This is a genomic window from Tahibacter soli (genome assembly GCF_025717065.2).
Taxonomy (GTDB): domain Bacteria; phylum Pseudomonadota; class Gammaproteobacteria; order Xanthomonadales; family Rhodanobacteraceae; genus Tahibacter; species Tahibacter soli.
The window spans coordinates 268,005-294,321 of the sequence record NZ_JAOVZO020000014.1 but is presented as its reverse complement, the minus strand read 5'-3'; the positions used below and the strand labels follow the sequence as shown (position 1 = coordinate 294,321).

Genomic DNA, 26,317 nt, shown 5'->3' with positions numbered 1-26,317 from the left:
AGCAAGCGGCATGCCGAAGGCCGGATGCCGGCTGCATGGCGCCGACAAGATGGGCCAGATATATCTTCTTTGAAATCAGCGCGCTTGGAGATATTCCTCAAGTAATTTGACGCCTCGGGCCCGCCACGGCCGGCGCAAATGTCGCAATTGTTTTAACGCCGGCTTTCCGGCAGCCGGCGCGCCGAACCCGGCTTGCCTTTTATCAGAAGAGCGGGTAAAGAAATCGGGAGATGTATACGGCAGGAATTGTGGCCGCTGCCAAAGGGGGACGAGATTGGGCATCCGCGACTTGCTCGATCCGGCGGTCGACCTCGCCGCCATCATCGACGTCGTTCCGAACGCCATCGTGATGGTGGATCGCGAGGGGCGCATCGTGCTGGTCAATTCGCAGGCGGAAAGCCTGTTCGGTTACGCGCGCAACGAGCTTCTCGGCGAGCCGGTCGAGATGCTCGTGCCGTTCGCGTTGCGCGGCGCGCATCCGCATCATCGCGCCGCGTTCGAGCGGTCGCCGAAGTCGCGTCCGATGGGCGCCGGCCGCGATCTCTACGGCCTGCGCAAGGACGGCAGCGCGATCCCGCTCGAAATCGGGCTGAGTCCGATCCGCACCGAATCGGGCATCTATTTCGTCAGCGCCATCGTTGACCTCACCGAGCGCAAGCGCCTCGAAGCGCGCTTTCGCGCGACCGTCGAATCCGCGCCCACGGCAATGGTGATGATCGACCAGGCCGGAACCATCGTGCTCGCCAACGCGGAGCTGACGGCGCTTTTCGGGTACACGCGCGACGAGCTTCTCGGACGCAAGATCGAGATCCTCGTGCCGAACCGCTTCCGACACGCGCACCCGGGACTGCGCACGCAGTATTTCGGCGAACGCGTGGCGCGGCGCATGGGCGAGGGGCGCGACCTGTTCGGCATACGCAAGGACGGCACCGAGTTTCCCGTCGAGATCGGCCTGAACCCCATCGGCACCGACGAAGGCATGTTCGTGCTCGGCGCCATCGTCGACCTCACCGAGCGCACGCACCAGGCGCAGGCGCTGCGCGCGGCCAACGAGGCGCTGGAGCACAGCAATATCGAATTGCAGCGCTTTGCCTACGTTGCCTCGCACGACCTGCAAAGCCCGATGCGCACGATCGCGGGTTTCGTCGAGCTGCTCGGCTCGCGCTACGGCGAACAGCTCGACGCGCAGGCGCGCGACTGGATCCAGCGTGCCGTACATGCGACCAAGCATTTGCAGGCGATGGTGCGCGACCTCCTCGAATATTCGCGCGTCGATGCGAACCCGCGTCCGTTCGTGCGGGTCGCGCTTGACGAGGTGTTCGACGAAACGGTTGCGATGCTGCGCGCGGCCATCGACGAATCGCGTGCGACGGTCGTGCGCGAAGGCAATCTGCCCGTCGTGGAAGGCGACCGCTCGCAGCTGGCGCAATTGCTCCTGAACCTCGTCGGCAACGCCATCAAGTATCACGGCGAAGAACCGCCACGGGTGTCGATGTCGGGCGGCAAGGTCGACGGAGAGTGGCGCTTCGCGGTCGCCGACAATGGCATCGGCATCGATCCGCGCAGCCACGAAAAGATCTTCGAGATCTTCCGGCGACTGCACACGAAGGAATACCCTGGCACGGGCATCGGCCTCGCCGCCGCGCGCCGCATCGTGCAATGCCATGGCGGCCGCATCTGGGTGGAGTCCGCCCCGGGCCGGGGCAGCACGTTCTATTTCACGCTGAAGTCCGATCCGGAGGGAGGGCAGCTTGGACACGGCATCCACGCGTAAATTCGTCGGTCAGATCCTGCACGTCGAGGACGACGACGACGACGCCGAGCTCACGACGATCGGCCTTGCGCAAGCCGCGGTGCCCTTGCGCGTGCATCGCGTCAAGGACGGCATCGAGTGCCTTGCGTTTCTCAAGCACGAAGGCGATTTCGCAGGCTCGCCGCGACCGGACATCATCCTCCTCGATCTCAATCTGCCGCGCATGGACGGCCGCGAGGTGCTGGACGCGATCACGCAAGACCCCACGCTGTGCAAGCTGCCTGTGGTCGTGTTCACGACCTCGGCCGCCGAGCGCGACGTATCGTGGTCGTACCAGCGTCGTTGCAGCAGCTACGTGGTGAAGCCGGTCGGATTCGAGGATTTCCAGAAGGCGCTTCGCGTGGTGACCGATTTCTGGTTCGATGTCGCGACGTTGCCGGTGGCGAACGACTGACAATCCCGGGTTTGGCGATACATCAGGGCGGGCCTTCAAAGCCATTGGCGTAGATGCCGTCGAGCGGGTGGTTGAACGTGAAGACGAAACTGTCCATCCGCGTCTCGCTGCCGTTCGCCGAGAAAACCACTTCGCATCGGGCGGAGAATTCGTTGGCGTTCGTGACATGCGATCCCTGCATGCCGTTCCAGCTCCCCGAGCCGAAGTAGTACAGCGGCAGGTAGGAGAAATTGCCGGTGGGCTGCGTGCAGCCGGCATCGGCATACGCTCTGCAAAACAGATCGAACTCGCCGCCGGCGAGGCCGATATTCGCCCATGCATCGAAGCTCACGTCGTACACGGTTTGCGGTTGGACCGAAAAGCACGACGACGTGATGATCGAAGCGCCCGACCCCGGAACATCGATGGCGCCGATGCTGCCGTTCGAACCCTGGGCGATCCAGGTGCACGCGCCGTTGCACGTCCAGCCGTCCAGCGAGGTGGCGAAATCGCCATTGGGTATGAGGTTGCCGAGACCCGCAGAGGGCGCGTCGTTCCGATCGGCACCCGGTACGTCGCCGATCCATGCGGCGAAAGCAAGCGCAGGCAGAACGCCCGCTGCTCGCAACGTGGTGGAACGGGCAGTGCGTGAACGTCGGAGCATGGCCTTCTTGTCGGGAGCAGTCGCCGGATGGGCTTGCCGACTCGAACGACGTTCCGGGGAGATTCGCGCCACGGCGCGGAAAACGCCTGGCGGAGGTCGCGGCCTGCAATCGAAGGCATAACGTCAGCTTGCCCGCAGTTGCCGGCACATCGGCCGTCGCGCATGCTCATGCCATGCGCAAGCTCGTGACACCTGCCGAAGACGCCACTGGAATGCGCGTTTACCTCGACGACGAACGCCCCACGCCTTCCGGCTGGACGCGCGTCTACTGGCCTGACGAAGCCATTGCGCTGATGCGGCAAGGCGGCGTAGCCGAGCTCAGTCTCGATCACGACCTCGGCGACGATGCGCGCGGCACAGGCTATGACGTCGTTGCCTGGATCGAGGAAGCGGTGGCCATGCACGGTTTCGTCCCGCCGCGGATCCACGTGCATTCGGCCAACCCCGCCGCGCGCGAGCGTATGCTCGCCGCCATCGCCGCGATAGAACGGCTTGCCCGCTCACGCGGGTGACTCGGCGACATCGAGCTGGCACACGCAGGTATCCATTGGAAGCCACGACTCGGATTCCTGCGTGTGCCGGGTTTACATCAAAGGGCGGCGTCCTTGAGCTTCTTCAGCGGGCGCACCTTGACCTTGACGGTGGCCGGCTTCGCGGCGAACACCTGTTCTTCGCCCGTGAACGGATTCTTGCCCTTGCGCTTCGGCTTGGCCGGCACCTTGACGGCGTTGATCTTGAACAGGCCGGGGACGGTGAAGGTGCCCGCGCCATTCTTGTGCACGGAGCCGAGCACGGTGTGCTCGAGTGCGGCCAGTACGGCCTTGACCTGCTTCGGCTCGACCCCGGCACGCTCGGCGAGATGCGCAATCAAAGCGGACTTGCCGAGGGCGTCCTTGATCGGCTTGATCGCGCCCGCCGGCTTGGCGGCAGCTTTCGTCTTGGTGGATTTCTTGGCAGTGGATTTGGTGGCCATGGTTCTCTTGGTCTCTGTATGCACCGCTCGTTATCGAGCGACGGCCATTGGGCACCGTAAATCTAAGGGTTTCTGGCCTCCAGAGCCATCTTTGGCGATAGTCGAAATCGCGACAATGCGCTTCGCGACAGCCCGATCGACCGGCATCGTCGTGCCTACTGGCCCCTGCGCCGTCCGCGGGACTGGATCTCGGCACGCTGCTGTTCCCGCCAGTCGCGGCATTCCAGGGGGAAGGGCACATGAAATTTCTCTTGTCTTTGCTGCCGCTACTGGCATCGCCGCCGGCCGGGGCCGCGCAGGGTGGGCGGCTGCCCTCCTTGTACATGAGCCACCTGGTCGCGTCGCCCGCCACCTTCAACAGCCCGCGCGTGAATCTGCAGCTGCGGGATAGCTGGTCGAGCGGCGCTACGCCCGTTTTTTCCAACTCGCCGGCTTCCGTGATCGTGGCCGATGTGACCGGTCCGTTTACGCTGAACCCCGGCACGCCTGCGACCATCGATGAGACGCTGGCCGCCGCTCGTCGGAGTTGGAGCCCATTCGCCGCGGCGGTCGTTGATGACGTGGTCACCGACAATGACCTTGAGGGCAGCGGCGTCAGAACCTTCCATGCAGGGTGATTCGAAACTGACGTTGTTCGACGGGATGGAAGTGGAAGTCCGACACCGGGCTCGACTCTCCGGCGAGCTGCGAGTCGTAGAAGTAGGTGATGTCGTTCTGGCGGCTGTCGAGCGCGTTCAATACCTCGACGGAGAGCTTGAAACGATCGTCGAGTCGATACCCGATTTCCGCATTCACGATGGTCGTCGAGCGTGCGCGCGCGCTGTTGTCCTCGATCAGCGGCGCGGGGCCCAGGAAGCGATAGCGCAGTCCGCCGGACCATCGGTCGGGACCGCTGAACTCGGCGCCGACCGAGGCGACGCGTTCGACCGCATTGGGAATACGGTTGCCGGCGGGATTGGCGTTGCTGAAGCGTGCCCGCGAGCGCGCATAGTCGGCGTCGATCAGGAGCCACGGCAGCGGCCGGTAGTACGCCGACAACTCGATGCCGGTGCGCGTCGACGGATAGCTCGGCTCCGTGGTCCCGCCGTCGCCGGCGAACACCAGCTCCGAGCCGATCTTCAGATGCCACAGCGAGCCGGTCACGGTAAGGGTTTCCGTCGGGTTGGTGCGAATGCCGATTTCCTGGCCCGTCGTCGGCACGAGCAGTTCCTGCGACGCCGCGGCCTGGCCCGGATCGTTCGGATCGACGCGCAGGGTGCCGCCGCGCGCATCGTTGGAATGAAAGCCGCGGCCGACGTTGGCGAACACTTCGGTGTTTCGCCACGGGCCGAGGATCAGGCTCAGCTTCGGGCTCGCGCGCCGGTCGGTCGCCGTGCCGGAATTCGCGGCGATGTTGCTGTCGACGGTCGCATGGTAGTAGTCGTAGCGGGCGCCGATCACCGTGCGGAGCCGGTTCGTCCAGCGCGCCGAGTAGCTGACGAAGCCCGCGACCGATCCCTCTTTCACCGAATCCTCGCGCACGGTGCCGGTGCGCCGTAGCGCCTGCGTGTGGTAGAGGCCGACGGTGACGATGTCGTCGAACCGCGTTTCGACGCCCGCCGCGAACTCTTGTGGAATACCGCCTGAATTCCATTGTTGGACATATTTTACCGTGCCGCCGTAGTAGTTCCGGTCGTCGCGCTGCTCGAACTCGTCGCCGTTTGCCGGATCGTCGAGGAAGTAGGTGAAATTCGAATACAGGCCGAACGCGTAGTGGACGGCATAGGCGTTGACGAGCAGGCGTCCCTCGCCGATCGGCGCGTGGTATTCGCCGGAAGCGGTGTAGCGGGAGGTCGATCCGCCGAGAAAGGGGTCGATCTGGCCGTCGCTGTCGATGATCCCCGCCTCGACGGCGCGCAGCGGGACCTGGTCGCTCGAATCCCAGCCGTTGCGGTAGACCGTCAGGTTGACTTGATAGCCCTCCGACGCGTCGCCGCCGGGGTACCGGCCGAGCATCGATACCTTGCGTTCGTTGCCTTCCTTGGCCCAGGGGCCGTCGTAGACCGCGACGTCGGCCGCCGCGAGCCAGTGGCCCGCGCTCGCCTCGCCGGATGCGCCGCCGACGACCCGGCCGTAGCCGTGCTCTCCGGCCGTGAGCTGGTAGAAATCGCCGTCGAGCCGGTCCTTGTAGCGGATGTGCACCGAGCCGGCCGACGAAAAGTCGCCGTCCTCCGCGTAGTAAGGCCCCTTGCGATATTCGATCGTGTCGATCAGTTCCGGAATCAGGCCGTTGAGGTCGTTGTAGCCCTGTCCGTGGCCGTGCGTGCGCAGATTGTTCGGCACGCCGTCGATGAAGGTCGACAGGTCGGTCCCGTGATCGAGATTGAAGCCCCGCAGGAAATAATGGTTCGCCTTGCCGCCGCCGCTGTGCTGCGTCGCGATCAGGCCCGGCACCACCTCCAGCACTTCCGCCGGCCGCGATATCGGGCGGTTTTCGATCTGCTCCTGCGTCACGACGCCGGCCGAGGCGGCATCGGCCTGTGCCAGCTGCTCCGCATCAGGGCTGCCGGCGACCTCCACGAGAGGCAGGCGCGTCGCGGGAACTCCGACACCGAAGGCATACATGCCGGGCAGCAATGCCAGCGATGTTGCGAACGCTACACGTCCAAAATGCGTCATGTTCCCCTCCCGTGGCATTCCATTCCCGTACGGGAAGGACCACGGGACGGATGCATGCGGGACGCGAGTCCACGGCAGCACCGGCCGGCAGGGGCTTGCCGAACCGGTGTGCCGGTTTGGCGCCCCTCGCGCGGTACCGCGTTCGCTACGCACTGCCTGCGTCGCAGATGAGGTCACCGTCGTGACGAGGTGATGCCGCCTCCGTCGTCACGCCCCCTTCACTTCATTCTTTTGCGCGAGCTGAATCCGCCTGACGCACCGGACTCGTAAGTCCCCGGACCGTGCCTGCGCAGGCGCAGGGGAGGGGCGCGGCCCCCTAGGCAACGCAAAGGAAACTGCTATGTACCAATTCCTTTTTTCCATTCCGCTCGCTCGCACGGCTTGCGCAGTATTAGCGCTGGCATTCGCGGTGCCCGCGTCCGCACATACGCTTTACGTGTTGACGACCACCAACGGTCTGGCGACCGTCGACGACGCGACGCCCGGTTCGCCGGCTACGGTGTTGCCGGTCGGAGGACTGGCGCCCGGTGATGCACTGGTCGCCATCGACGTGCGCCCGCAGAACAACCGTCTGTACGGGCTCGGCTACAACGCGAGCACGTCGTCGGTGCAGCTGTACCTCGTTGAAAGCCGCGCCGGCTCGGCAAACGCGACGGCAATCGGTCCCGCCGGTGCGTTCGTCGACGCCGGCGGCGCTGCGCTGCCGATCACGGGCACCGCGTTCGATATCGATTTCAATCCGACCGTGGACCGCCTGCGCGTGATCACCGGCAGCGGCCAGTCGTTTCGCATGAATCCCAATACCGGCGCCCTGGTCGACGGCGATCTCGGCATGGCCGCCGGTTCCGTCGCGGGCGTCAACCCGGATGGTTCCGCGAACGGCGCAGGTACGACGTTCGATGCGACGGCCTACACCAACAACCGGGCGAACGTCGCCGCCACCACGCTGTACGCGATCGATGCCGCGAGCGATCGACTCTTCATCGTCAATCCGCCGAACGCCGGAACGCTGACGAGCGCGAAACCGCTGATGCTCGCCGGCAGTCCGCTGGACATCAACGCCGAGAGCGGCTTCGACATACCGGCCGGCATCGACGTCGGCACGTCCAACACGGCGGCGTCGGGCCTCGCGTACGGGGCCTTTACGGTCGCCGGCGCCAGCGGGCTGTATCGGGTCGAACTGTCGACCGCCGACGCGACGTTCGTCGGCGCGCTAGGCGGATTGAACGTGCGGGACATCGCCGTGGCCGCGTTGCCGAGTTCGGCACAATCGCTCGACGCGAGCGGAACCAGTCTTCGACGCTTCCTGGTGCAGTCGCCCGCCGCGACGATCAGCGTCGCGATCACGGGCGTAACCGCGGGCGAGCGTCTGGTCGGTTTCGACGTGCGGCCCGCAACGGGGCAGTGGATCGCACTCGGCGTCAACGTGGGCGCCAATACGGGCTCGCTCTATCGGATCGATCCGCAAACGGGCGCTGCCAGCATGATCGGCGCCATGCCGGGCACGATCGCCTTCGTCGACGGCAGCGGCATGACGGTCGACCTCCCGGACGGCACCTACGGCGTGTCGTTCAATCCGTCCGTCGACCGCGTCCGGGTGGTCGCATCCAACGGCGTGAACTTCCGCGCCAATCCGATCACCGGCGGGCCGGCCGACGGCGACCTCGGCGGCATGGCCGGATCGGTGGCGGGCATCAATCCGGACGGCACCTTGACGATCAGCGGCCTCGCGGCCGGTATCCACGGCGCCGCCTACACGAACAACGTAGCGGGCACGACGGTGACAACTTTGTATACCCTGGATGCGGTCGGCGATCGGCTGTTCATCCAGAACCCGCCCAACGGCGGCGCGCAGACGTCGCCGCTCGCCGTCACCGTCGACGCCGTGCCCGTCGATTTCACGACGACGACCGGCTTCGACATTCCGCCCGGTCCCGCCGCCGCCGCGAACAATCTGCCGGTGACCGGCTTCGGCTATGCCGCGCTGACGGTGGGTGGTTCGACGCGGTTGTTCCGGATCGCGCTCGACACCGGCGCCGCGCAGGATTTCGGGCCGATCGGCAACGGTACCGTCGCGAGCGTCGGCCTGACGATCGGGGACGTCTACGACGACGTGATCTTTGCCGACGGCTTCGATTGATTCCAGGTTTATCCAGGTGGAAGTTGAAACTTTTAAACACTCCGCGCGGGACGTGTGCGCCTTGTGAAGAAAAACTTCCTCTGAGGCCGCATCCGTGCGGCCTCTTCTCCCGTACAGCTACCAGATGCCGCCGATGTCCGACGTCGGCGGCGCGACCGGCGCCATGCGCCGGACTCGACGTTCAACCTGCAACGGAATTTCCAACAAGGAGCGCGACATGATGCATCACCCGAGTTTCCGGTCGATACGCGCCGCATTGAGTGCCGCCTTGACGGTTTGCCTGGCCGCGGCAGCGCTGCCGGCCGCGGCTTCCAGCCATCGCGAGGCGCCGGGCATCACGCAGTATCCCAAGCTCGACGGCACCGACCTCTACGTCTTTCGCAGCTACGAGCCGGGGCGGTCCGATTTCGTCACCATCATCGCGAACTACCTGCCGCTGCAGGATTCGTACGGCGGTCCGAACTACTTCACGCTCGATCCGGACGGCGTCTACGAAATCCACATCGACAACAACGGCGACGCGCGCGAGGACCTGACCTACCAGTTCAAGTTCCAGTACGACCTGAAGAACATCGAGTTGCCGATCGGCGGCCAGCGCGTGGCCATTCCGCTGCGCAACGCCGGCCAGATCGCCGCAGGCGACGCGTCGGCGCGCAACGATGCTGAAACGTATACCGTGTCGCAGATCAACGGCGCGCGGCGCCAGCCGGCGGGCGTCGTCGGCAAGCTCGCCAACGCGACCGGCGGCGCGAACCAGTTTGCCAAGCCCATCGACAACATCGGCAACAAGTCGATTCCCGACTACGCGGCCTATGCGAACAGCCACATCTACACCGTCACGCTGCCGGGCTGCCCGATGCCCGGGCGCCTGTTCGTCGGCCAGCGCAAGGAGGGTTTCGGCGTCAATCTCGGCGAGATCTTCGATCTCGTGAACCTGCCGGCGTCGCGCGTGATCGGCAGCCGCTCCGGCGGCAGCAACGCCACCGCGGACAAGAACGTCACGTCGCTCGCGCTGGAGCTGCCGATCGCCTGCGTGACGCATGGCGACGCGGTGATCGGCGTGTGGACCACGGCGAGCCTGCCGCGCTCGCGCCTGGTCGGCAACGAACCGCTGCGCCAGATCATCCTCGACCGGAACCTGGTGCAGGTGTCGCGCCTCGGCATGCCGCTCGTCAACGAGATCGTGATCGGTTTGAAAGACAAGGACAAATTCAACGCCAGCGAACCCAAGGACGACGGGCAGTTCGCCACCTACGTCACCAATCCCTCGCTGCCGGCGCTCGTCGAAATCCTGTTCGGCTCCGCCGGCGTGCGCGCGCCGTCGGTATTTCCGCGCACCGATCTCGTGGCCGCGTTTCTCACCGGCGTGCCCGGCGTCAACCAGGCGCGCAACGGCGTGGCGTCGGAGATGATTCGCCTGAACACGGCCTTGCCGGTCACGCCGAAAGGCAGCCAGAACAGTCTCGGCGCCGCCGCGTGCTTCGTGGCGGGCGCGTTGACCCTGAGCAATCCGGGCTGCGACCCCGCCGGCTTTCCGAACGGCCGGCGCCCGGGCGACGACGTGGTCGACATCGAACTGCGCGTGGCGATGGGCGTGCTGTTGCCGCCGGGCAGCGGCAAGCCGGCGAGCGCGGACCTGCCGTACACCGACGGCGTGCTCGTCGAGGATGCGCAGTTCGACAACGCGTTCCCGTACCTGACGACGCCGCTGCCCGGTTCGCCAAACGGGTCGAACGGCCTGCCGTCGAACCCGCCGACCCCTTGAGACGCGCGGCCGCCGTATCCGCGCGGCGGCCCGCTTCCCGATGCCCATGACGACTTTCCGGTTGGTCGCACTCGCCGTTCCGCTGCTCGGTGCCTGGCTCACGGCCGGTGCCGCCGCGCCTTATCGGCCCGCCAGCGATTCTGAAGTGCTCGAACGGCTTCCGGCCGGCAGGGACCGCGCGGCCGATCGCGCCGTGCGCGCGATGCGCGCCCTGCTGGCGCGCGACCCGGCCGATCTCGACGTCGCGTTGCGACTGGCGCAATGGCAGTTGCAGAAAGCGCGTGCGACCTCCGATCCGCGCCAGCTCGGCCAGGCGCAGGCGGTGCTGGCGCCGTGGTGGAACGAGACCGCGCCTCCGGTGCCGGTACTGCTGCTGCGCGCGACGATCCGGCAGAGCAGTCATGCCTTCGACGCGGCGCGCGGCGATCTCGAACAGGCGACCGCGCGGGAACCCGGCAACGCGCAGGCGTGGCTGACCCTTGCGACGATCCAGCAGGTGACCGGCGATCTCGCGGGCGCCGCACGCAGCTGCGAGCACACGCAACCGGCGGCCTCCGCGACGATCGCCACGATCTGCCGCGCGGCCGTCGACGGCGTGGCCGGGCAGGCGGCGCGCGCGTATGCGGCGCTCGACGCGCTGACGTCGCGCGAACGCCTGGCAAACGAACCCGTTGCCGTGCAGACCTGGGCCATGACCTTGCAAGCGGAACTGGCCGAGCGGCTCGACCGCGGGTCCGACGCCGAGCACTGGTATCGGACGAGCCTCGCCAAGGATCCCGGCGACGCGTACACGCTCGCCGCGTACGCGGATTTCCTGCTGGACGCGAACCGGCCGGGCGACGTGGCGGCGCTCGTCGCATCGGACACGCCGGTCGACAACCTGTTGCTGCGCCGGGCGCAGGCCGACCGCCTGCTCGGGTCCGCCGATGCGGCGGTCGGCGCGCGTGCACTGAGCGATCGTTTCGCCGCGCTGCGCGCCCGCGGCGACCGCGTGCACCTGCGCGAGGAAGCGCGGTTCCGGCTGGCGCTCGAGCAAACGCCGGACATCGCGCTGGATCTCGCGTTGCAGAACTGGGCCGTGCAGAAGGAACCGCTCGATGCACGCATCGCGCTCGAATGCGCGCTCGCGGCGGGAAAGCCGCACGCGGCCGATGCCGTCGTGCGATGGATCGACGCGACCCGCCTCGAAGGCCGGCAGATCGCGGCGCTCGCGCAGCGGGTACGTGCGCCGTGACGCGCGCGCGCCGGCTGTTTCTGGCCGCCGCCTGCGCGCTCATGGGCGCCGGGCCGGCATTCGCACACAAGCCGAGCGACAGCTATCTGTCGCTGCGATTGCAGCACGACCGCCTCGACGGCCGCTGGGACATCGCGCTGCGCGACCTCGACGTCGTGCTCGATCTCGACCGCAACGAAGACGGCCGCATCGACTGGGGCGAGGTGCGGACGCGCCTGGCCGAGATCGACCGCTACGCACTCGGCCATCTGCGCGTCGCAGCGGCCGCGCCGTGTGCGCTGGGCGTCGCCGACCACCGCGTCGACCGGCACAGCGACGGCGCCTATGTCGTGCTCGCGCTCGGCGGCTCGTGCGCCGGCGGCGAATCGCTCTCGATCGACTACAGCCTGCTGTTCGACGTCGATGCGCAGCATCGCGGCCTGCTCAAGCTCGACATCGTCGACGGTGCCGACACACACGTCGTCACCGCCGTGTTTCCCGCGGACCGGCGGCAGCAGGTCTTTCCGCTGCAAGGGGTGTCGGCGGGCACGCAGCTCCTCGGCTATCTGCGCGACGGGGTCATCCACATCGCCGCGGGATACGACCATCTCCTGTTCCTGCTGGCGTTGCTGCTGCCGGCCGTGCTCGTCAGGCGCCAGGGCGCCTGGGTCCCGGTACCGAACGTCGCGCCGGCGGCCGGCAGCGTCGTGAAGACCGTCACCGCGTTCACGCTGGCGCATTCCGCAACGCTGGCGCTCGCCACCCTGGGCGTCGTGTCGCTGCCGGCGCGGCTGACGGAATCGGCCATCGCCGCGTCGGTGCTGCTCACCGCGATCGACAACCTCGTGGCAGTCCTGCCGTCGAAGCGCTGGATCGTCGCGTTCGCCTTCGGGCTGGTGCACGGCTTCGGTTTCGCGAGCGTGCTGGCCGATCTCGACTTGCCGCGATCCTCGCTCGCGCTGTCGCTGGTCGGGTTCAACCTCGGTGTGGAAACCGGTCAATTGATACTCGTCGCTTTGTTCATTCCGCTGGCCTACGCGGCGCGGCGCAAGTCGATGTACCAACCCGTGGTTCTGCAGGGCGGTTCGATCGCCATCGCCGTGCTGGCGGCCGGCTGGCTGATCGACCGCAGTCTGAATCTCGGGCTCATGCCTTTCTGAAAGCGTTACCGAACAGTTCCGTCATTCACCGAGCAGGAGGCACACCATGAACGTTCGCTCCGCAACCTGGCCCTTGGCGGCCTTGATGATCGCTTTGGTCGCGCCGGCACAGGCGCAGTTCTACGCGGGCGGCCAGGTCGGCCGCTCCGACGCCTCGGCCGAGCGGCAGGGCCGCAACGATCAGTTTCTCGACCTGGGGTTCTCGAGCGCGACGACGTCGAGCGACCACAAGGACACGGCGTATCGGATTTTCGCCGGGTACCTGTTCATGCCGTATCTGGGCGTCGAAGCGGCCTATACCGACCTCGGCAGCACGCGGTTCCGCACCGACGTGGACCCGCCCGGCGCGCTGGCGGGCGAAACGTCCGTCAAGGGAGAAGAGCTGAGCGCGGTCGGCCGTTATCCGATCGGAGACCGGTTTGCGGTCTACGGCCGCGCAGGCGTGTATTTCGCGCGCACACAGACGACGTATCGCGCGGAAGGTTCGGTCGAACTGGTGGACGGCGCCGACCGGCAGCGCAAGCGCACCACCAAGCCGGTCTATTCGGTCGGCGCCACGTACGCGTTCACGCAGCAGCTCGCGGCGCGCGTGGAGTGGGCGCGGCACAACGATCTCGGCGACGATTCGACGGGCGGCAGGATGGACGTCGACTTTGTATCAGTTGGAATTGTGTATACGTTTTAGCTCTTCTGAAGGAGGCCGATATTTCGCCGTCCGGTCGTACTGCAAGTTGTCCCGGTGCGGCAGTTCGTCGGGATGCCGGAATGTGAAAGGCAACAAAATCCAGCCTGCGGACTTCAGGGTTGGCGTTCGGTGGATTGTGGAAATCGAGCGCCAACCCGCTTCAGCCGGAGCCTCTATCGATGCAGGAAAACCAAACGGCCACTTTGAAGCGCCAGGCGAAGCTCGTCTTGCTTTACGCAACCCGACGATCGCGACCGCAATGTGAACTCTCATTCCCCAATACCTCCTCGGCGGCAATCGACCTCCTTGCAACGTGATACGTGAAGCGGGACTTGCGCATCGTTGCCTCGCTCATTGGCGAGAGCATTCTTCCACGTTTCAGTTCGGTCGAAATCGCCGGGGGTCAGTTCGAACAGTTTAGCTGTGGCATTATTCACAATGGCGCAGGGACGGTTTTCAGCCGTAGCGCGTTCCCTCGCGCGACGATGTTGAAGGAGGTCGCGACGAATTCGCGGACGGGGAGGCAGTGCTTTACGAGATCCTCGAGTTGTTACGTCATAACTCGCCGCCGAATCAACGCGCACGGCTGACACCGATCCCACGAGACGTTCCGTCGCACTGGGAACTCAAGTAGCGTCGCCGCCGGCGTGGGATTGCTGCTGTGCCGACAGCGGCGAGTCGTGCGACGAGGGCAAGCGTGCGCCGTGACGCGAACCGGCGACCGAGCATGTATTTGCACCGGCCCGTTGCCAAACGGTGTCGAAGCCGTGAGCGTCCGGTATACTTGACGGCGTCAAGGCCTCGTAATTCAGGGAAAGGTGATGACCGGGAGTGCGATTCCCGACGATCTGCGACGGTTCGTGCTGTCGAATGCGCTGACCGTCCCTGACGTTGAAGCGCTACTGATTTTTCGAGCGGCGCGCACGGTCGGCCACGACGCCACTCGGGTTGCCTCGCGGTTGTACGTATCGATACCTCGCGCCGAACAGGCGCTCGCCAAGCTGTGCGATCTGGGTGCGATCGCCGCCGAAGGCGACGACGGTACCTTCGTATACGCGCCCCGCTCTTCGGACATCGGTAAAGTGCTCGATCGCCTCGAAGACTACTATTCCCGGCACCTGGTCGAGGTCACGCAGTTAATTCATTCGACGGAAACGAAGGCGGCGCAAGACTTCGCCGACGCGTTTCGCGTTCGCAAGGAGACGTAAATGGCCAGTATCGTCTACGGACTTTGCGCACTCACCGCACTCGCGTGCGCCGTACTCCTGCTACGAGCCTATCGCGCAACCCAGAGTCCGATCCTCTGGTGGAGCGGCCTTTGTTTCTGTGGCCTCATGGCGAGCAACGTCATCCTGGTTGTCGACAAGCTTGTGGTTCCCACGGTAGACCTGTTGCCGCTGAGGCTGGCCACGACGCTGCTGTCGATGGGCCTGCTGCTCTACGGACTGGTGAACCGGAGCGAATGAACGCCATGGTCGACTTCACGACCGGCGCTATAGCGATGGCTTCGTTCGTCGCCGGCCTGGTTTTTCTTCGATTCTTCAGGCGTACTCGCGACCGGATCTTCGTCTTCTTCGTGGCCGCGTTTTGGCTCGACGCAGCCGGTCGTACGCTGGAAGTTGCGCTGCGACTGTCCGACGAGAACGACGCGCTGGTCTACCTCGTCCGGCTTGTCGCGTACGGACTCATTCTTGCCGCGATCCTCGACAAGAATCGGCCGAGACGGCCTCGGTAACGGCGAGTCGACGACTCATGCGTCAGTCAGTCGCCGGCGCAACGAACTGCGAGCGCAACCAACGCGCCGCCGTGCGTGGTGTGCCGCCGGCGCCGGCGTCTTCGACGCGCTGGTTCGCCTTGCGCATCAAGTCGATCGAGATCTTTCCGACGACCGGACTCAGCGCCGCGCGGAGCCTGTCGTCGTGCGCGCGTGACGGTGCCGCCAGCAACAGCGCGTCGTAGGGTGGAATGGCACCGGCAGGGTCGTCGAGAACCTTCAGGTCGTAGGACGCGATGCGGCCGTCGCTCGAGAAAGCCGACACGACGTCGACGTCGCCGTCCGCCAGCGCGCGGTACATGAACGTCGACTGGTATTGCCGCTCGCGGCTGAAGGCAACGCCGTACGCCTGTCGAATGGACGACCATTCCGGCCGCCCAAAGAATTCGTAGTCGCCGCCGATCACCAGCGTCGGCGCGTGCATACGCAAGTCGGCGATCGACGCAACGCCGAGTTCCTTGGCACGTTCCCGACGCATGGCCAGCGCGTACGCATTCTCGAAACCGAGCTCGCCGAGCACGACGATGCCATGCGTTTGCGCCAGCCACCGAGTGACCTCGCGGGTTACGGCCACGCGCCCCGGGTTGTCGCGTCGCCCCATTGCGTTCGCCCAGATCGTCCCCGAGTAATCCACGTAGACGTCCAGTTCGTTGTTGGCGAGCGCACGCAGGATCACCGTAGAGCCGAGGCCCGACAGTTGCGAAGCCGACAGGCCGTTTTCCTGCAGTTGATCGACGAGGAGGCGCGACAGGATGAACTGTTCGGGAAACGTCTTTGCGCCGACGACGTATTCCGGCGCGTTTCGACCCGTCATCGGGACGACGGCGACAGCAATGCCGAGTAACAGGCCCGCCGCGCCGACCACGATGCGCGGCCGCTCGCGACGCGCAAGCCCGATTTCGATCAGACCCAGCAACTGATCCGTCACGAGCGCGAGAACGGCGCCCGCGACACAGCCGACCAGGACGAAAATCCAGTTTTCGGTTTGCAGGCCCGTGAAGATGAAGTTGCCCAGACTCGTCTGGCCGATCGGCGTCGACAGCGTCGCGGTGCCGATGACCCAGACGGCACTGGTTCGTACGCCGGCGAGGATGGTCGGCGCGGCCAACGGCAACTCGACCTGCCAGAGCCGCTGGCGGTCGGTCATGCCGACGCCGCGTGCCGCCTCCACGAGCGCCGGGTCGACGCTCGCGAGGCCGACGACCGTGTTTCGGACGACCGGCAGCATCGAATACAGCGTGAGCGCCAGCAGCGCCGGCAGGAATCCGAGCGCTGAAAACCCGCGGCCGAACGCGTGTTCCGCGAGCGACGAAAGCCCCAGCAGCAGCGGGTAGAAGAGCGCGAGCAGGGCGAGGCTCGGAATCGTCTGTACGACACTGACGACCGTCAGCAGCGGCCAGCGCAAGGAGGCTCGCCGGTACGCGAATATCGACAGCGGCAGGCTCAGCAGCAGCCCGAGCGCGAGGGCGGCGGCGCTCAGCGTGACGTGTTCGGCCGTGTAAAGCGGCAACCGCGCCAGCGCGGCGGCGATGCGCTCATCCATGGGCGAGGGGATGCGCGTCGAACTTCCGGGCGACGCGCTCGGCCTGTCGTCGCGGCATCTCCAGCAACTGCCGGGCATACGAATCTGCGGACGCGTCGAGGAGGTCGGGCGGTGCTCCCAGGCCGACCAACTCGCCGTTGCGCATCACGCCGATGCGGTCGCCCAGCAGCAATGCTTCGTTGACGTCGTGCGTCACCATGACTGTCGTCAGGTCGAGCGTGTCGTGTAGCCGGCGGAACGATCGCGCCAGTGCGTCGCGCGTGATCGGATCGAGCGCGTCGAACGGCTCGTCCATCAGCACGATTCGGGGCCGGCCTGCGAGCGCGCGCGCGCGCGAAACCGACGCGTTGACGCTGCCCGCCGGACAGCTCACGAGCTCGCCGAGTAGCTGGCGCTCGCCCTTGCTCAGCTCAGGATCTGGCACCACGCAGGTCCCAGACGTGTTACAGGGACGCATGTGAGAAGTATACATCCGTGTAATGGCGATGAAGTGATTGCTTCGGCGACCTGAATCGACAACAGTCCTGAGTGACCGATCCCAGGCGAAGTAGGCCATGTCGAAGCGGAAGCCCAGGAAGCCACACCGGCGCAAATTTCAGGCCCCGCAGCGGCCAGTCAACGAAAGCACGAAGGCATTGAATTGCAGCATTGAGGCCATTCGCGGCCACCTGACGTCGATCAACGCGATCGACGCTTACCTTGCTCTGCTCGTCGGCGAATTGTGGTTGCCCAACATCTCAGCGCAAGGTCGCCAGGCGTTGGCGGCGTCGGTCTTCGTGGCGGAAAAGCCTTCCGCCTTTGCCGATCGTCGCTTGATCACCTACGCCGAGTTCAGCGAATTCGTGACGCGTCTGCACGCGTTGCTGCCCGCGTTTCCAATGATGGAGGACTACGTGCCCGAGGTGGATTGGGGCCAAGTCCGAGTCGTCTTTGAAGGAACGGTCTATCGTCTGATGTACGGCGGCTCCTTCGAGCGCATGCCGGATTTCATCGAAGCCTTTCGCCTCGCCAAGACTGGAGGTGCGCCGGGGCAGAATGACTTGCATGCCGTCTTGGCGCTGCAGGACCACTTGCTGACGAACATCGCGCAGCCGAGCGATGTCAGTGGGATCGAATCGGGCCACCTTGAGGTTCCGCCGGAAGAGTTCTGGGCGCAGGCTCGATCGGCGTTGCAGGCCATTCCAGACGTTGCGGCTAGGCTGGCCGTAAGTCCCGCTTTGGTCGCTCGCCCAGGTGCCATCCCGCGTCCGGACGGGGCCTCCTTCGCGGCCAAATTCATGTCGGGGAAGCTGCTGCCGTTCGCGTGGCTGGAGCTGGAAGGAGAGCGCTTTCCGGTCTGTCCGCGAAGTCTATGTGCCGCGGTGATCCAGTACTGGGACGAACGCGAGGCCAGGCCCAGCGGGCAACTGGAGCGAGACACGACAGAACAAACCGCGAAATTTCTGACCAAGCGCTTCCGCGCGGCGGACATCGTTCCTGGACCAATGCGTGTGTCGCTTCGCCACCCGAAGTTGGCCGATCTGCAGGTCAGCGCACTCCTCCGCACGCGCAACGCGCTGTGGGTGGTGGTCATCATCGACGTCAGGCGCGCCAAGGACCTGGCTGCGGCTGAGACGCGGCTTCGCGCCCTGATTGAAGAAGACGACGGCCTGCTCGCGCAGAATCTGGCCACCGGCCAGCTCCTGCACATGCCGTTGCAAGGGCGTCCGGCGGGCGCCGTGCGGGTGATCGTCGCCATTGTCGCGCCTATCGCAGGCGCCTCGGTCGCGGTCCCGCATTCGTCCGCCGCCCGGACCTTGTTCCTCGTCGATCTGGTTTCGATCGTCGAATCGGTCAAGCGCGTGCAGGACTTCGAAGGCTTTTTCGCCTTCGTGGATGCCAACGAAGAATCGGCATCGCCCTTCACCAGTCCCATGGATCACTTCGCCGCCTACCGGCACTCGCATGGCGTGCTGATCGGTGGCGCGATTCGCCCGAACATGATCATGCTCGACCCACACGGGGGGTCCAATTTCCGATTTGAGAAGCTGCGGGAGTTCTGGGCCTCGGCGCCACGCCGGTTTCCTGACGACGAGCCCACGACTTGGTCAGTCGAGCCTACCGAAGGAACCTTGCGTCAGCTAATCCACCGGAGCCGGCCGCAGCTTTCTTGGTGCGCCGACCGGGTCGTACCCACGCTGCATTTCATGCTCGATGTCGAGGCGCAGGATTTGGAGCTTGCGCACGGCAAGCTCTTGGAGCTCTTCGTCCATTGTGTGGCGGACGCATGGAATGAACGGGCCGAGCTGTTTCCCACCGACTTGCTCGCGCACCAGCGCATCGTGACCCATTGCCGCGCCAACCTGGACCGCCTGCCATCGGAGCGTGGGGGTGAGCCTTCCACCGATCCGCTGCTGACGGCGTGGTCCATCCGCGAACGCAACGCCGACTCGCTGGTGGTGGACGTCGAGGTCGACCTTTCCCAGGTCGCCTTTGGCCTAGAGGATACGGCTGATGCCCGATTCGAGGCGTTTTGTGCAGGCGAGTGGCTTCGGGGGCGTGCGCCCTGGTGGGCGCGTCCCTGGATGAGCAGGTGCTGCGAGATTTGGCGACGACGGCGGACCGAACGCCTCGCTTCACCCTCTCACAAAAGGAGCGGACCGTAGACGTCCCCGATCACCCCGACCCGATTTCGCCCGATCCGGAGCATTTCAAGTTGGCCCGGCGCGATCTGGCGATGGAGTTTCGTGCCGAAGGCATCGCGCCAGGTCGCTACGAACTCAAGCAGGCCAAGGCGGTGATCGACAAGATCCGGGATCGCTACCGAGCCATAGTCCACGAACACATTCGAAAGTTTGATCAGCAGGCACTCATTCGCCTTGCCGTCGAGCAATTCGATCACCTGGTGGCCGACTACGACCGCGAGACCATGCGGCTTCAAATGAGCCGGTCGCATGAAGTCGATTTCGATCGCACTGAGCAACTGGCCAAGGCGCACGAAGAATTCATACGGGCGACACGTAACGTGCGCTACCTGCTGGAATTTGGATATAGCCGCGGCGTATCGGGGGGCAGGGGTCCCTTGGTTGAAGACTGGCAAGGAATGCTCGCGCAGGTCGATTGGCTGCTGGTGCTCTATGGTGCGAGTGACACTCTCCACAACGAACTGGAAGTCGGCGGTGTCGACGTCGACAGCGACTTCATCCCCGAAGTTTTCTACGAAGGCGACGATGACCAGTCGTACCAGCAAGAGGCCGCGAACGAGCTCTTGGAGCGCAGCGATACCGAAGATCGCGTCACAGCGATGGACGATGCCGAGAGTCAACGGCTAAGCGCGGCCTTCTTGAACAGTGTCGGCTTTTCCTTGTCGACGCTCCTCCCCGTGTTGACGGTTCTGGGTCGATGGGTGAGCGCCCACCAAGGGGCTTTTCCGCTGGCGTGGTACTACAAAGCGCCCAAAGCAGACGTGTTGGCTGTTCTCGTCGCGCACCTGCCACAAGTGCCGCCGGCCGAAGTAGAGGCGGCGGTGGACTTTCTGACCTTGGACGCGAACCGCGTGTGCGTGCTCGCCGGTCGAGATCGCGAGGAGGGCGATGTGCCGGTCTGGGAGCATCGCAAGCGCGTCCACCGTTACGCCATCCGGCCCTTGCTGCGGGTAGGGCAAGACAAGCTAGTGTGGGGCGCGGCGGCCGCTCATCGTGCCTTCGGCATTTGGAATGGCACGTTCTCGGACGGCTATCCGCCGGCTGACTTCGGGTATCCCGAGATCGAAGCTGTCGCCGCGTCGATCAAGAAGCGAATTGAAGACGATCTGGAACTGCGCGCCGTCGAGGTGTTCGGCCGTCACTTCACGTACTTCGGGCACGGCATCGACTTCGCCAGGCGGTTTCCGCAAGAGGACTTCGACGACGTCGGCGATTTTGACGTGCTGGCCTACCGTCCAGAAAGCAACCAGTGGTTCATGGTCGAATGTAAGTACAACAAGCCGCCGTTTTGCATCAAAGACACGCGGCGTCTTCGCGAAGAAGTCTTTGGAAGGACCCCCGAATCGGGGCAGTTGGCGAAGATCGCACGCCGACACGCTTTCCTGGATAAGCACGGGCCGCGAATACTGGAGCTGTTGAACTGGCCCGCGGCCGCCCCCGTCGAGTGCCGCATCGAAGATTTGTACGTGTGCCCGCGCATTTACCCGTTCATGCGCCGACCACCGCGTCCAGTGCCAACGCAGTTCGTCCGGCTCGGCAAGCTCGATTCGTTGCTTCGCAGCCGACTCGGCGACGGAGCCGATCCGAGTGAGTAGCCGGCGAGCACCGCGATGGGAGCGGTTCTACCGCGACGATCGGACCCTTTACCGGTGCAAAGCGTTCAACGGCAGATCAACGTGAGCCTAGCTCACAGCCTGAAGGTACTCTCTTTGCTGATTAGCATGCGCATCAACAAAAGATCGTCGGGGCACCTTTCCTCAAGGTCACCTTCCGGCCGCACGACGTAGCGTGCCAGTCGATCGTGGTCGAAGACATCGGCCGGGAGCGGTTGCTCCGCATACGGGTTGTGGAACACATAGAGCCCATCGAGCAGGTGCTCGGCATAGCCTGCCTTCATCGTCGTGCGCACGTCGGGCTTCAACCCGGGGGCGTTTGAGGGGTGAAAGGTCGTGAACTCGATATTGCGTTCGGGCGCATCGGCCAAGGCCCGCACCTTGCCCCAGGTGGCGAGCGGTCCGTAGACCACGGCCGACACGTCTTTGTAGGTCTCATCCGAAAACATTCCTACCGGCACGTTCGCGTTGTCGTTCTTGGTGACCGCTTCGATGTGGCGCATGATCACGTTCTCGGCCTGGGCCGCGATCGTCGCATCCTCGTCGAAGTAGATCCCGTACAAGGTGGCCATGATTGGGCGGTTGGCCGCGAAGTGCGCCTGCGGTCGGTCGAACGGCGCGATGGCGATCACGTAGGGCCGATCGCGCACATGAGCCAGCGTGGCGTAGTGCTGGCGATACTTGCGAACCTTGCTGGTGAAGCTGTTGCACAGGCGCAAGATCGCCTGGCGATTGAACTCGCCGAAGTCGTCGGAAATTGCGGGTTTGCGCAGCCCGTACGCCGGCGCGCCGCCGTCAGGGGGCGAAGCGATAGTGGCTTCCATCACGAACGGCGTCGGCGCGATCACGACAAAGTCAGGTGCGTGGAACGAGTAGTCCAGGCTCATGCCCATGTCCTTCAGCACGGCATGCATGTAGAGCTCCCAGAAGCTGGACTGGAACGTTGTCTGAAACTCCTTGACGAATTTTCCGTCGCGATCGAGGAAGCCCGCCGCCCATCCTTGGATGACCGCCCGTTCCGGCCCATGCGCCGGGTGCATGAGCATCCGGAAGATGTCGTGCTGCTTGTCGACCGGAACAACGGGCTGGAACAGATCCATGGGGTCTCGTGGCTTACTGTGAACCCAGGCGAGGCGCCTCGTTCTTCGCAGCATTCGAACGTACGGCGCTTCGTCCTAGGAACCTAACGACGGGCGACGACTTGGACGCATATCCGAACGTCTGGCGTTGTTGTCGGCCATTATCCGAAGCTCTGGCGACGTGTTGGCCCCAAAAGGGCGTTCTGTTGGCCGTAGCTAGGGCGACTTGTTGGCTGGTTGTAACGGACAACGTTGCCTCACCTAAGGTACTGATTTAAAAGGGTCAGTGCTTCAACAATCTAGGGTGTTTTCTCATGCGCAGGCCCCGATATTCCTGAGCAACTTTGACGGTCACGCGGAAATCTTCGTGCATCGCTGACGCCACCGCGCAAGACTGTGGCCAGAATGTGTGCCGCGCTGAGTCGGTGCGTGTTGGCCACCATTCGCCCCGACAATGTTGTGCAAGATTGCTCGATCGAGCAGACAATTCTGCGCATCATTGATGCGGCACATCCAGCCACAGCTCGGTTCTCACCCGGATTTGAATCCCTAGACGCGATGTCGCATTCACTTCGCCTTCGGACCACGCAGTAGCGGGGCACCGATGGCGGCTTCGTTGAGGTGATGCCAGGCAGGACTCCATAGAACTCGGCGGTGTCGGGATCATCCAGGGCATTGAGCGCTAGCGCGATCGCCTCGAACGCCGCTTGCCAGGACACCGGCCGACAACCGTCCGTCGCCTAAGGACTGGAAGCATCGTCCCGAACTGAGGGGCTCGGCCCGAAATTCGTATTAACGCCTCAAGTTTTTCGGATTGATCCTTCGATGAAATGATCGAATATGTATATTATGTCAAATTTCAGAGATGGGTTGCGAGGCTGCTGGCGCGCCTCCTTGTCGGTGCTCGTTAAAACTGTCCGATGTTCGCTAAAGCTGTCATAATCACTATTGCTGTCACTTTCTTCCAGCAAGGCTGCGCCTGGCACAGTAACTTCGCTGTTCGCAAGACAGTTTCAGCGCACGCCGGGAGATCTGCTAGGCCGCACAAGCCCTCGCCAGCGGCCAGCGTGCCCTTCGCGCGGCCGTTCTCGTCGATAAGTAGACGGCGCAGTGCAAAGCCCTGTACGCCGCCTTGTCGATACCAGGCACAACAGAAATAGGTTTACGATTCGGAACGCCGCCTGCGCCGGCTCGGCGTCGACGGCTTCTCTGCAGCTTTCGTCTTTGGCGAAGAGCGACTTTTTTCACGTGCCGCCAGCTGCTGGTGCAAACGCTCGACCTCCTGTGCCTGCGCGGCTGTCCGTGCTTCGCCGGCCACGGCACGTCGCTCAAGTTCATGAGCACGACGTTGCGACTGTTCGAGTTGCTCGGTGAGCGTTTGCAGCGCGCTGCGATGCGACTGCTCCAGGTGAACCCGATCGCGTTGGACTACGACAGTTTCTTGGCGCGCCCGATCTACTTCCTGTAAGAGGTAGCGACAAGGAAGCTACGGTACGGTGCCATTTGTATTGCAAGCTGCTGAAATAAGGCAATATTTGTCCAGCTCTGATGGCGTGCATATTGATCAAGCTTTTGACATGCTTAGGTCTATCTTCCGCCACGGCGCGGACATGAAAGCCGCCAGCCCAGAGGGCCCCGATGACCATAGAACGCGGTCGGCTACTACTGGCCCAAGCAAAGGAGCGGCTCCGAGCGTGTCGCGCTCTCGGATTCTTCACTGCCGCACACAGGGAGCTTAATCGCGAGCCCAACGACGGAATGCCGTGGTTGCAACGACTACCGCACATCTGGTTATTGATCGCCAAATGGGCGCTGGCCAACTGGCGTCCCGATGACCGCCGTCCGGAACCGGCGGACGAGGATGTCCGCTTTGTTGTTCAAAGCACCTGGGATGCAATTGGACAGCTGCAGGCGGTCGAAGGGCGACCAGCAATCTTCATGCGAAGAATGGCCCTGCAGCAGATCTGGCTGCAACGTTCCTTCGATGCCAGCTCGATTCCACGGCAGCTGCGCATACTCGGAGAACTCATGGCAGGATCCGCCGCGATGGCGCGATTTAGAGAAGCCTTCGGCATCTCTGCAGCCGAATTTGCCGTGCAGCTCGCACATATGGCTGCTGATGCTGGAGACATGCTTCGTTTGGAAGCCCTGGCGGAACTGCGGCCGCAAACGCCGCGTAACCCGGATCACTGGCAACTGATTCGGAGGCTCCTCAACAGAAATGTTCCCGCAATACACGAAGAGCTGGCGGCTCTACAGGCCAGAAATACTCCTGCCGAAGTAGAAGTTTGCGAGCAGTCTCCGTTGGTGCGCACTCCATTCTTGGAGGCGAAGGGCTTAGGTCCTGTCTGCATTCACCACAAGCTACTCTTCAGAAATCTTGAAAGCGTCGTGTTCGATCTCGCCCGATCGCTGGGCGCTCGCCCCTTCATGAACGATTTCGGGCCCGCCTTCGAAAACTTCGTGGCTGAAGTCATCGAGGACCTGCATTGCCACTCCATTAGAGAGGAAGAGCTGAAAGGGCGACTGCTTGGCGAGGGACAAGTTGTCGACTTTGCGCTGGTCTTTGATGAGGTACTCGTACTGATCGACGCAAAAGGGATTGAAGGGCACTACGACGAGCTGTACCACAATCTGCCAGCGGAGCTGGCTGAGCGATTGAGAACATCTTTGCTACGAGCTGCGGACCAGGCGATCGCAACGGTAGCCCGACTTCCCGAGGATCTGCGGCGAGCAGAGATCTACTTTCTCTGCGTCACCTTCAAGCAAGTCGTGGTTACTGATGGGATAGCCCTTAGGGAGCTGACGATAGGTACTGAGCAATGGAACCACGAGCGTTGGAATTCCGACGTGCTCACGCCGGCAAGAATGTTTTTTCCGAGCGTCTACGAGTTCGAATCGATGATTGCGCTGGCAACCGCCAAGCAGATCCCTCTGAGCGAAATCGTTCAAGGATTCGTCGCCGACAATTCTGATCCGGCGACCCGCAAATTGCTTCTCGAGCAACATGTGATGGCCCAACACATAGATCTTCTTTCCCCCTCCACGGTTCAGACAGCCGCTGATCGATTGCGCCGCTGACCAGAAAGCTGTCGACCGGCGTCTAGCGATCGCGGCCGATCACCGGCAGTGCGGCCTCAATGCGCCGCTGCGCGAACCCGTCGCCGCCGTCGATGTAACGCATGGCCGAATGGATATCGCGCCAGCCGACGTACTCCATGAGCGTCTTGACGTCCCAACCGTTGTCGTTGGCCCAGCCGGCGAAGCCGCGGCGCAGTGAGTGGCTACTGTAGGTCGCGACGTCTGCGACGCCGGCAGCCGCAAACACGTTACGCAGCACACGAATCAAGCTGTTGGGGTGCAGCGCGTCGTCTGCTAGGTGTCCCCAGCGGTCGATGCGCCTGAAAACCGGCCCCGCAGTGAGCGAGGAGACCTCGAGCCAGGTCGCAACGGCCGTGACCGGACACCAGCGCGTGAGCGCCGGCACTTTGTAGGTCGTGCCAGCGTTCTGGCGATCTCCCTTGGTGCGCGCAAGAAAGCACGTCATGCCCTGACCTGGAACAAGCTGCAAATGCTCAACGCGAAGACGCAGCAGTTCGTCGCCACGGAACCCGCGCCAGAAGCCGAGCAGGATCAGGGCGCGGTCGCGCCGATGGCGTAACGCGTCGGCCGACCGCGCGGCGTAATCAGCTTGCACAGCGGCTTGCTCGAGCACATCGGCGATGCGGGCGAGCTGCTCGAGCTGCAGTGGCGTGGCTCGCTTCTCCTGCGCCGGGTGCAGCGCCTGAATACCCTTCATGACCTGGCGCACGTGCGGCGTGCGCGTAGGGTCGGCAAAGCCGTGCGTCGTGTGCCATTGCGCTAGCGCGGCGAGACGGTGCCTGAGCGTGTTGAGGGACAGCGCTCCAGCGTAGTCGGCGAGATAACGCGCAACGCTGTCAGCGGTGGCCGGCAGATGCCCGCCCCAGTCGATTTCAAAATGGCGCGTTGCGGCTTCGTAGCTACGGCGCGTATTCGCACGCGTGGCGGCTTCCAGGTATTGCTCGACGCGACTCATGCATCGACTCCAGGTCGGTGCACCGCCGTGCGATAGCCCCCTTTCGGGGCCAGCGTGGTGTTGGACGCCGTGCTCTGCGCTCGTGCCTGCCGGTCGCTCAGGGCGGCCGCGGCCGGATCACTG

Annotated in this window: 22 protein-coding genes and 1 pseudogene; 16 read left to right on the top strand and 7 right to left on the bottom strand. The window is 64.3% G+C overall.

Features of this window, described 5'->3' with window-relative positions; all coding sequences use genetic code 11:
- The first annotated feature begins 274 nt into the window (after positions 1–274).
- Both OD750_RS09740 and OD750_RS09735 read left to right on the top strand, forming a co-directional pair.
- Positions 275–1,774, top strand: a complete 1,500-nt coding sequence (locus OD750_RS09740) for a sensor histidine kinase (RefSeq protein WP_263545244.1) — start codon at positions 275–277, stop codon at positions 1,772–1,774.
- Entirely contained in the window at positions 1,752–2,207 is a 456-nt protein-coding gene (locus OD750_RS09735) for a response regulator (RefSeq protein WP_263545243.1), read from the top strand. The genes OD750_RS09740 and OD750_RS09735 overlap by 23 nt, the downstream gene beginning before the upstream one ends.
- A gap of 22 nt (positions 2,208–2,229) precedes the next feature.
- Here the strand turns inward: OD750_RS09735 and OD750_RS09730 are convergent, their stop codons facing one another.
- On the bottom strand, positions 2,230–2,850 hold the full coding sequence (locus tag OD750_RS09730) for a hypothetical protein (protein ID WP_263545242.1): 621 nt from the start codon (positions 2,848–2,850) through the stop codon (positions 2,230–2,232).
- A 173-nt stretch (positions 2,851–3,023) separates the two neighbouring features.
- On the opposite strand from OD750_RS09730, the gene OD750_RS09725 reads away from it, so the two are divergent.
- Complete coding sequence (locus OD750_RS09725) at positions 3,024–3,362, top strand: cyclic-phosphate processing receiver domain-containing protein (RefSeq protein WP_263545241.1); 339 nt, start codon at positions 3,024–3,026, stop codon at positions 3,360–3,362.
- 77 nt (positions 3,363–3,439) lie between these two features.
- Here the strand turns inward: OD750_RS09725 and OD750_RS09720 are convergent, their stop codons facing one another.
- The gene (locus OD750_RS09720) at positions 3,440–3,823 is read right to left on the bottom strand and encodes an HU family DNA-binding protein (protein WP_263545240.1); all 384 of its coding nucleotides are present in this window, start codon (positions 3,821–3,823) and stop codon (positions 3,440–3,442) included.
- Between the two features lie 239 nt (positions 3,824–4,062).
- Here OD750_RS09720 and OD750_RS09715 point away from each other — a divergent pair, with 239 nt between their 5' ends.
- A complete protein-coding gene (locus tag OD750_RS09715) occupies positions 4,063–4,440 on the top strand; it encodes a hypothetical protein (protein ID WP_263545239.1) in 378 nt (125 codons plus the stop codon).
- On the opposite strand, the gene OD750_RS09710 is transcribed toward OD750_RS09715, so the two are convergent.
- Entirely contained in the window at positions 4,418–6,481 is a 2,064-nt protein-coding gene (locus tag OD750_RS09710; RefSeq protein WP_263545238.1) for a TonB-dependent receptor, read from the bottom strand. The genes OD750_RS09715 and OD750_RS09710 overlap by 23 nt on opposite strands.
- 439 nt (positions 6,482–6,920) lie before the next feature.
- Between OD750_RS09710 and OD750_RS09705 the strand changes: the two genes are divergently transcribed.
- The 8 genes from OD750_RS09705 to OD750_RS09670 all read left to right on the top strand — a co-directional run bounded on the left by OD750_RS09705 (position 6,921) and on the right by OD750_RS09670 (position 15,179).
- Positions 6,921–8,621 (top strand): DUF4394 domain-containing protein, encoded by a 1,701-nt coding sequence (locus OD750_RS09705; protein WP_263545237.1) that lies wholly within the window; start codon positions 6,921–6,923, stop codon positions 8,619–8,621.
- A gap of 217 nt (positions 8,622–8,838) precedes the next feature.
- Positions 8,839–10,386 (top strand): DUF4331 domain-containing protein, encoded by a 1,548-nt coding sequence (locus OD750_RS09700; protein WP_263545236.1) that lies wholly within the window; start codon positions 8,839–8,841, stop codon positions 10,384–10,386.
- 40 nt (positions 10,387–10,426) lie between these two features.
- Positions 10,427–11,620 carry a tetratricopeptide repeat protein gene (locus tag OD750_RS09695; RefSeq protein ID WP_263545235.1) on the top strand — a complete coding sequence of 398 codons (1,194 nt, stop codon included), beginning with the start codon at positions 10,427–10,429 and terminating at the stop codon, positions 11,618–11,620.
- Entirely contained in the window at positions 11,617–12,759 is a 1,143-nt protein-coding gene (locus OD750_RS09690) for a HupE/UreJ family protein (RefSeq protein WP_263545234.1), read from the top strand. The genes OD750_RS09695 and OD750_RS09690 overlap by 4 nt, the downstream gene beginning before the upstream one ends.
- 46 nt (positions 12,760–12,805) lie before the next feature.
- Complete coding sequence (locus OD750_RS09685) at positions 12,806–13,444, top strand: outer membrane beta-barrel protein (protein ID WP_272841910.1); 639 nt, start codon at positions 12,806–12,808, stop codon at positions 13,442–13,444.
- A gap of 821 nt (positions 13,445–14,265) precedes the next feature.
- Positions 14,266–14,652, top strand: coding sequence for a hypothetical protein (locus tag OD750_RS09680; protein ID WP_263545232.1), 387 nt, complete (start codon positions 14,266–14,268; stop codon positions 14,650–14,652).
- On the top strand, positions 14,653–14,910 hold the full coding sequence (locus tag OD750_RS09675) for a DUF5985 family protein (RefSeq protein ID WP_263545231.1): 258 nt from the start codon (positions 14,653–14,655) through the stop codon (positions 14,908–14,910).
- Positions 14,907–15,179, top strand: a complete 273-nt coding sequence (locus OD750_RS09670) for a DUF5985 family protein (protein ID WP_272841909.1) — start codon at positions 14,907–14,909, stop codon at positions 15,177–15,179. Before OD750_RS09675 ends, OD750_RS09670 begins: the two co-directional genes overlap by 4 nt.
- Before the next feature lie 22 nt (positions 15,180–15,201).
- Here the strand turns inward: OD750_RS09670 and OD750_RS09665 are convergent, their stop codons facing one another.
- Positions 15,202–16,761 carry an ABC transporter permease/substrate-binding protein gene (locus OD750_RS09665; protein WP_263545332.1) on the bottom strand — a complete coding sequence of 520 codons (1,560 nt, stop codon included), beginning with the start codon at positions 16,759–16,761 and terminating at the stop codon, positions 15,202–15,204.
- Positions 16,754–17,188 carry a P-loop NTPase family protein gene (locus OD750_RS09660; protein WP_263545333.1) on the bottom strand — a complete coding sequence of 145 codons (435 nt, stop codon included), beginning with the start codon at positions 17,186–17,188 and terminating at the stop codon, positions 16,754–16,756. The genes OD750_RS09665 and OD750_RS09660 overlap by 8 nt, the downstream gene beginning before the upstream one ends.
- A 127-nt stretch (positions 17,189–17,315) precedes the next feature.
- Here OD750_RS09660 and OD750_RS09655 point away from each other — a divergent pair, with 127 nt between their 5' ends.
- Together OD750_RS09655 and OD750_RS09650 are read left to right on the top strand one after the other, a co-directional pair.
- Positions 17,316–19,406, top strand: coding sequence for a hypothetical protein (locus OD750_RS09655; protein WP_263545334.1), 2,091 nt, complete (start codon positions 17,316–17,318; stop codon positions 19,404–19,406).
- Complete coding sequence (locus OD750_RS09650) at positions 19,310–21,040, top strand: hypothetical protein (protein WP_263545335.1); 1,731 nt, start codon at positions 19,310–19,312, stop codon at positions 21,038–21,040. Before OD750_RS09655 ends, OD750_RS09650 begins: the two co-directional genes overlap by 97 nt.
- A 92-nt stretch (positions 21,041–21,132) precedes the next feature.
- Here the strand turns inward: OD750_RS09650 and OD750_RS09645 are convergent, their stop codons facing one another.
- Positions 21,133–22,158, bottom strand: coding sequence for a hypothetical protein (locus OD750_RS09645; protein ID WP_263544862.1), 1,026 nt, complete (start codon positions 22,156–22,158; stop codon positions 21,133–21,135).
- A gap of 1,243 nt (positions 22,159–23,401) precedes the next feature.
- Here OD750_RS09645 and OD750_RS09640 point away from each other — a divergent pair.
- Both OD750_RS09640 and OD750_RS09635 read left to right on the top strand, forming a co-directional pair.
- On the top strand, positions 23,402–23,605 hold the full coding sequence (locus OD750_RS09640) for a hypothetical protein (RefSeq protein ID WP_263544863.1): 204 nt from the start codon (positions 23,402–23,404) through the stop codon (positions 23,603–23,605).
- 299 nt (positions 23,606–23,904) lie between these two features.
- Complete coding sequence (locus tag OD750_RS09635; protein WP_263544864.1) at positions 23,905–25,218, top strand: hypothetical protein; 1,314 nt, start codon at positions 23,905–23,907, stop codon at positions 25,216–25,218.
- A 43-nt stretch (positions 25,219–25,261) separates the two neighbouring features.
- On the opposite strand, the pseudogene OD750_RS09630 reads toward OD750_RS09635, so the two are convergent.
- Positions 25,262–26,194 (bottom strand): annotated as a pseudogene (locus tag OD750_RS09630) (site-specific integrase); the annotation flags it as partial.
- Positions 26,195–26,317 lie beyond the last annotated feature (123 nt).

Excerpts from the sequence above, each read along its gene's own strand:
- OD750_RS09655 (WP_263545334.1), top strand. The coding sequence starts at position 17,316 with ATGTCGAAGCGGAAGCCCAGGAAGCCACACCGGCGCAAATTTCAGGCC.
- OD750_RS09685 (WP_272841910.1), top strand. The coding sequence starts at position 12,806 with ATGAACGTTCGCTCCGCAACCTGGCCCTTGGCGGCCTTGATGATCGCT.
- OD750_RS09700 (WP_263545236.1), top strand. The coding sequence starts at position 8,839 with ATGATGCATCACCCGAGTTTCCGGTCGATACGCGCCGCATTGAGTGCC.
- OD750_RS09670 (WP_272841909.1), top strand. The coding sequence starts at position 14,907 with ATGAACGCCATGGTCGACTTCACGACCGGCGCTATAGCGATGGCTTCG.
- OD750_RS09645 (WP_263544862.1), bottom strand. The coding sequence starts at position 22,158 with ATGGATCTGTTCCAGCCCGTTGTTCCGGTCGACAAGCAGCACGACATC.
- OD750_RS09665 (WP_263545332.1), bottom strand. The coding sequence starts at position 16,761 with ATGGATGAGCGCATCGCCGCCGCGCTGGCGCGGTTGCCGCTTTACACG.
- OD750_RS09680 (WP_263545232.1), top strand. The coding sequence starts at position 14,266 with ATGACCGGGAGTGCGATTCCCGACGATCTGCGACGGTTCGTGCTGTCG.
- OD750_RS09675 (WP_263545231.1), top strand. The coding sequence starts at position 14,653 with ATGGCCAGTATCGTCTACGGACTTTGCGCACTCACCGCACTCGCGTGC.
- OD750_RS09695 (WP_263545235.1), top strand. The coding sequence starts at position 10,427 with ATGCCCATGACGACTTTCCGGTTGGTCGCACTCGCCGTTCCGCTGCTC.
- OD750_RS09730 (WP_263545242.1), bottom strand. The coding sequence starts at position 2,850 with ATGCTCCGACGTTCACGCACTGCCCGTTCCACCACGTTGCGAGCAGCG.
- OD750_RS09715 (WP_263545239.1), top strand. The coding sequence starts at position 4,063 with ATGAAATTTCTCTTGTCTTTGCTGCCGCTACTGGCATCGCCGCCGGCC.
- OD750_RS09720 (WP_263545240.1), bottom strand. The coding sequence starts at position 3,823 with ATGGCCACCAAATCCACTGCCAAGAAATCCACCAAGACGAAAGCTGCC.
- OD750_RS09710 (WP_263545238.1), bottom strand. The coding sequence starts at position 6,481 with ATGACGCATTTTGGACGTGTAGCGTTCGCAACATCGCTGGCATTGCTG.
- OD750_RS09725 (WP_263545241.1), top strand. The coding sequence starts at position 3,024 with ATGCGCAAGCTCGTGACACCTGCCGAAGACGCCACTGGAATGCGCGTT.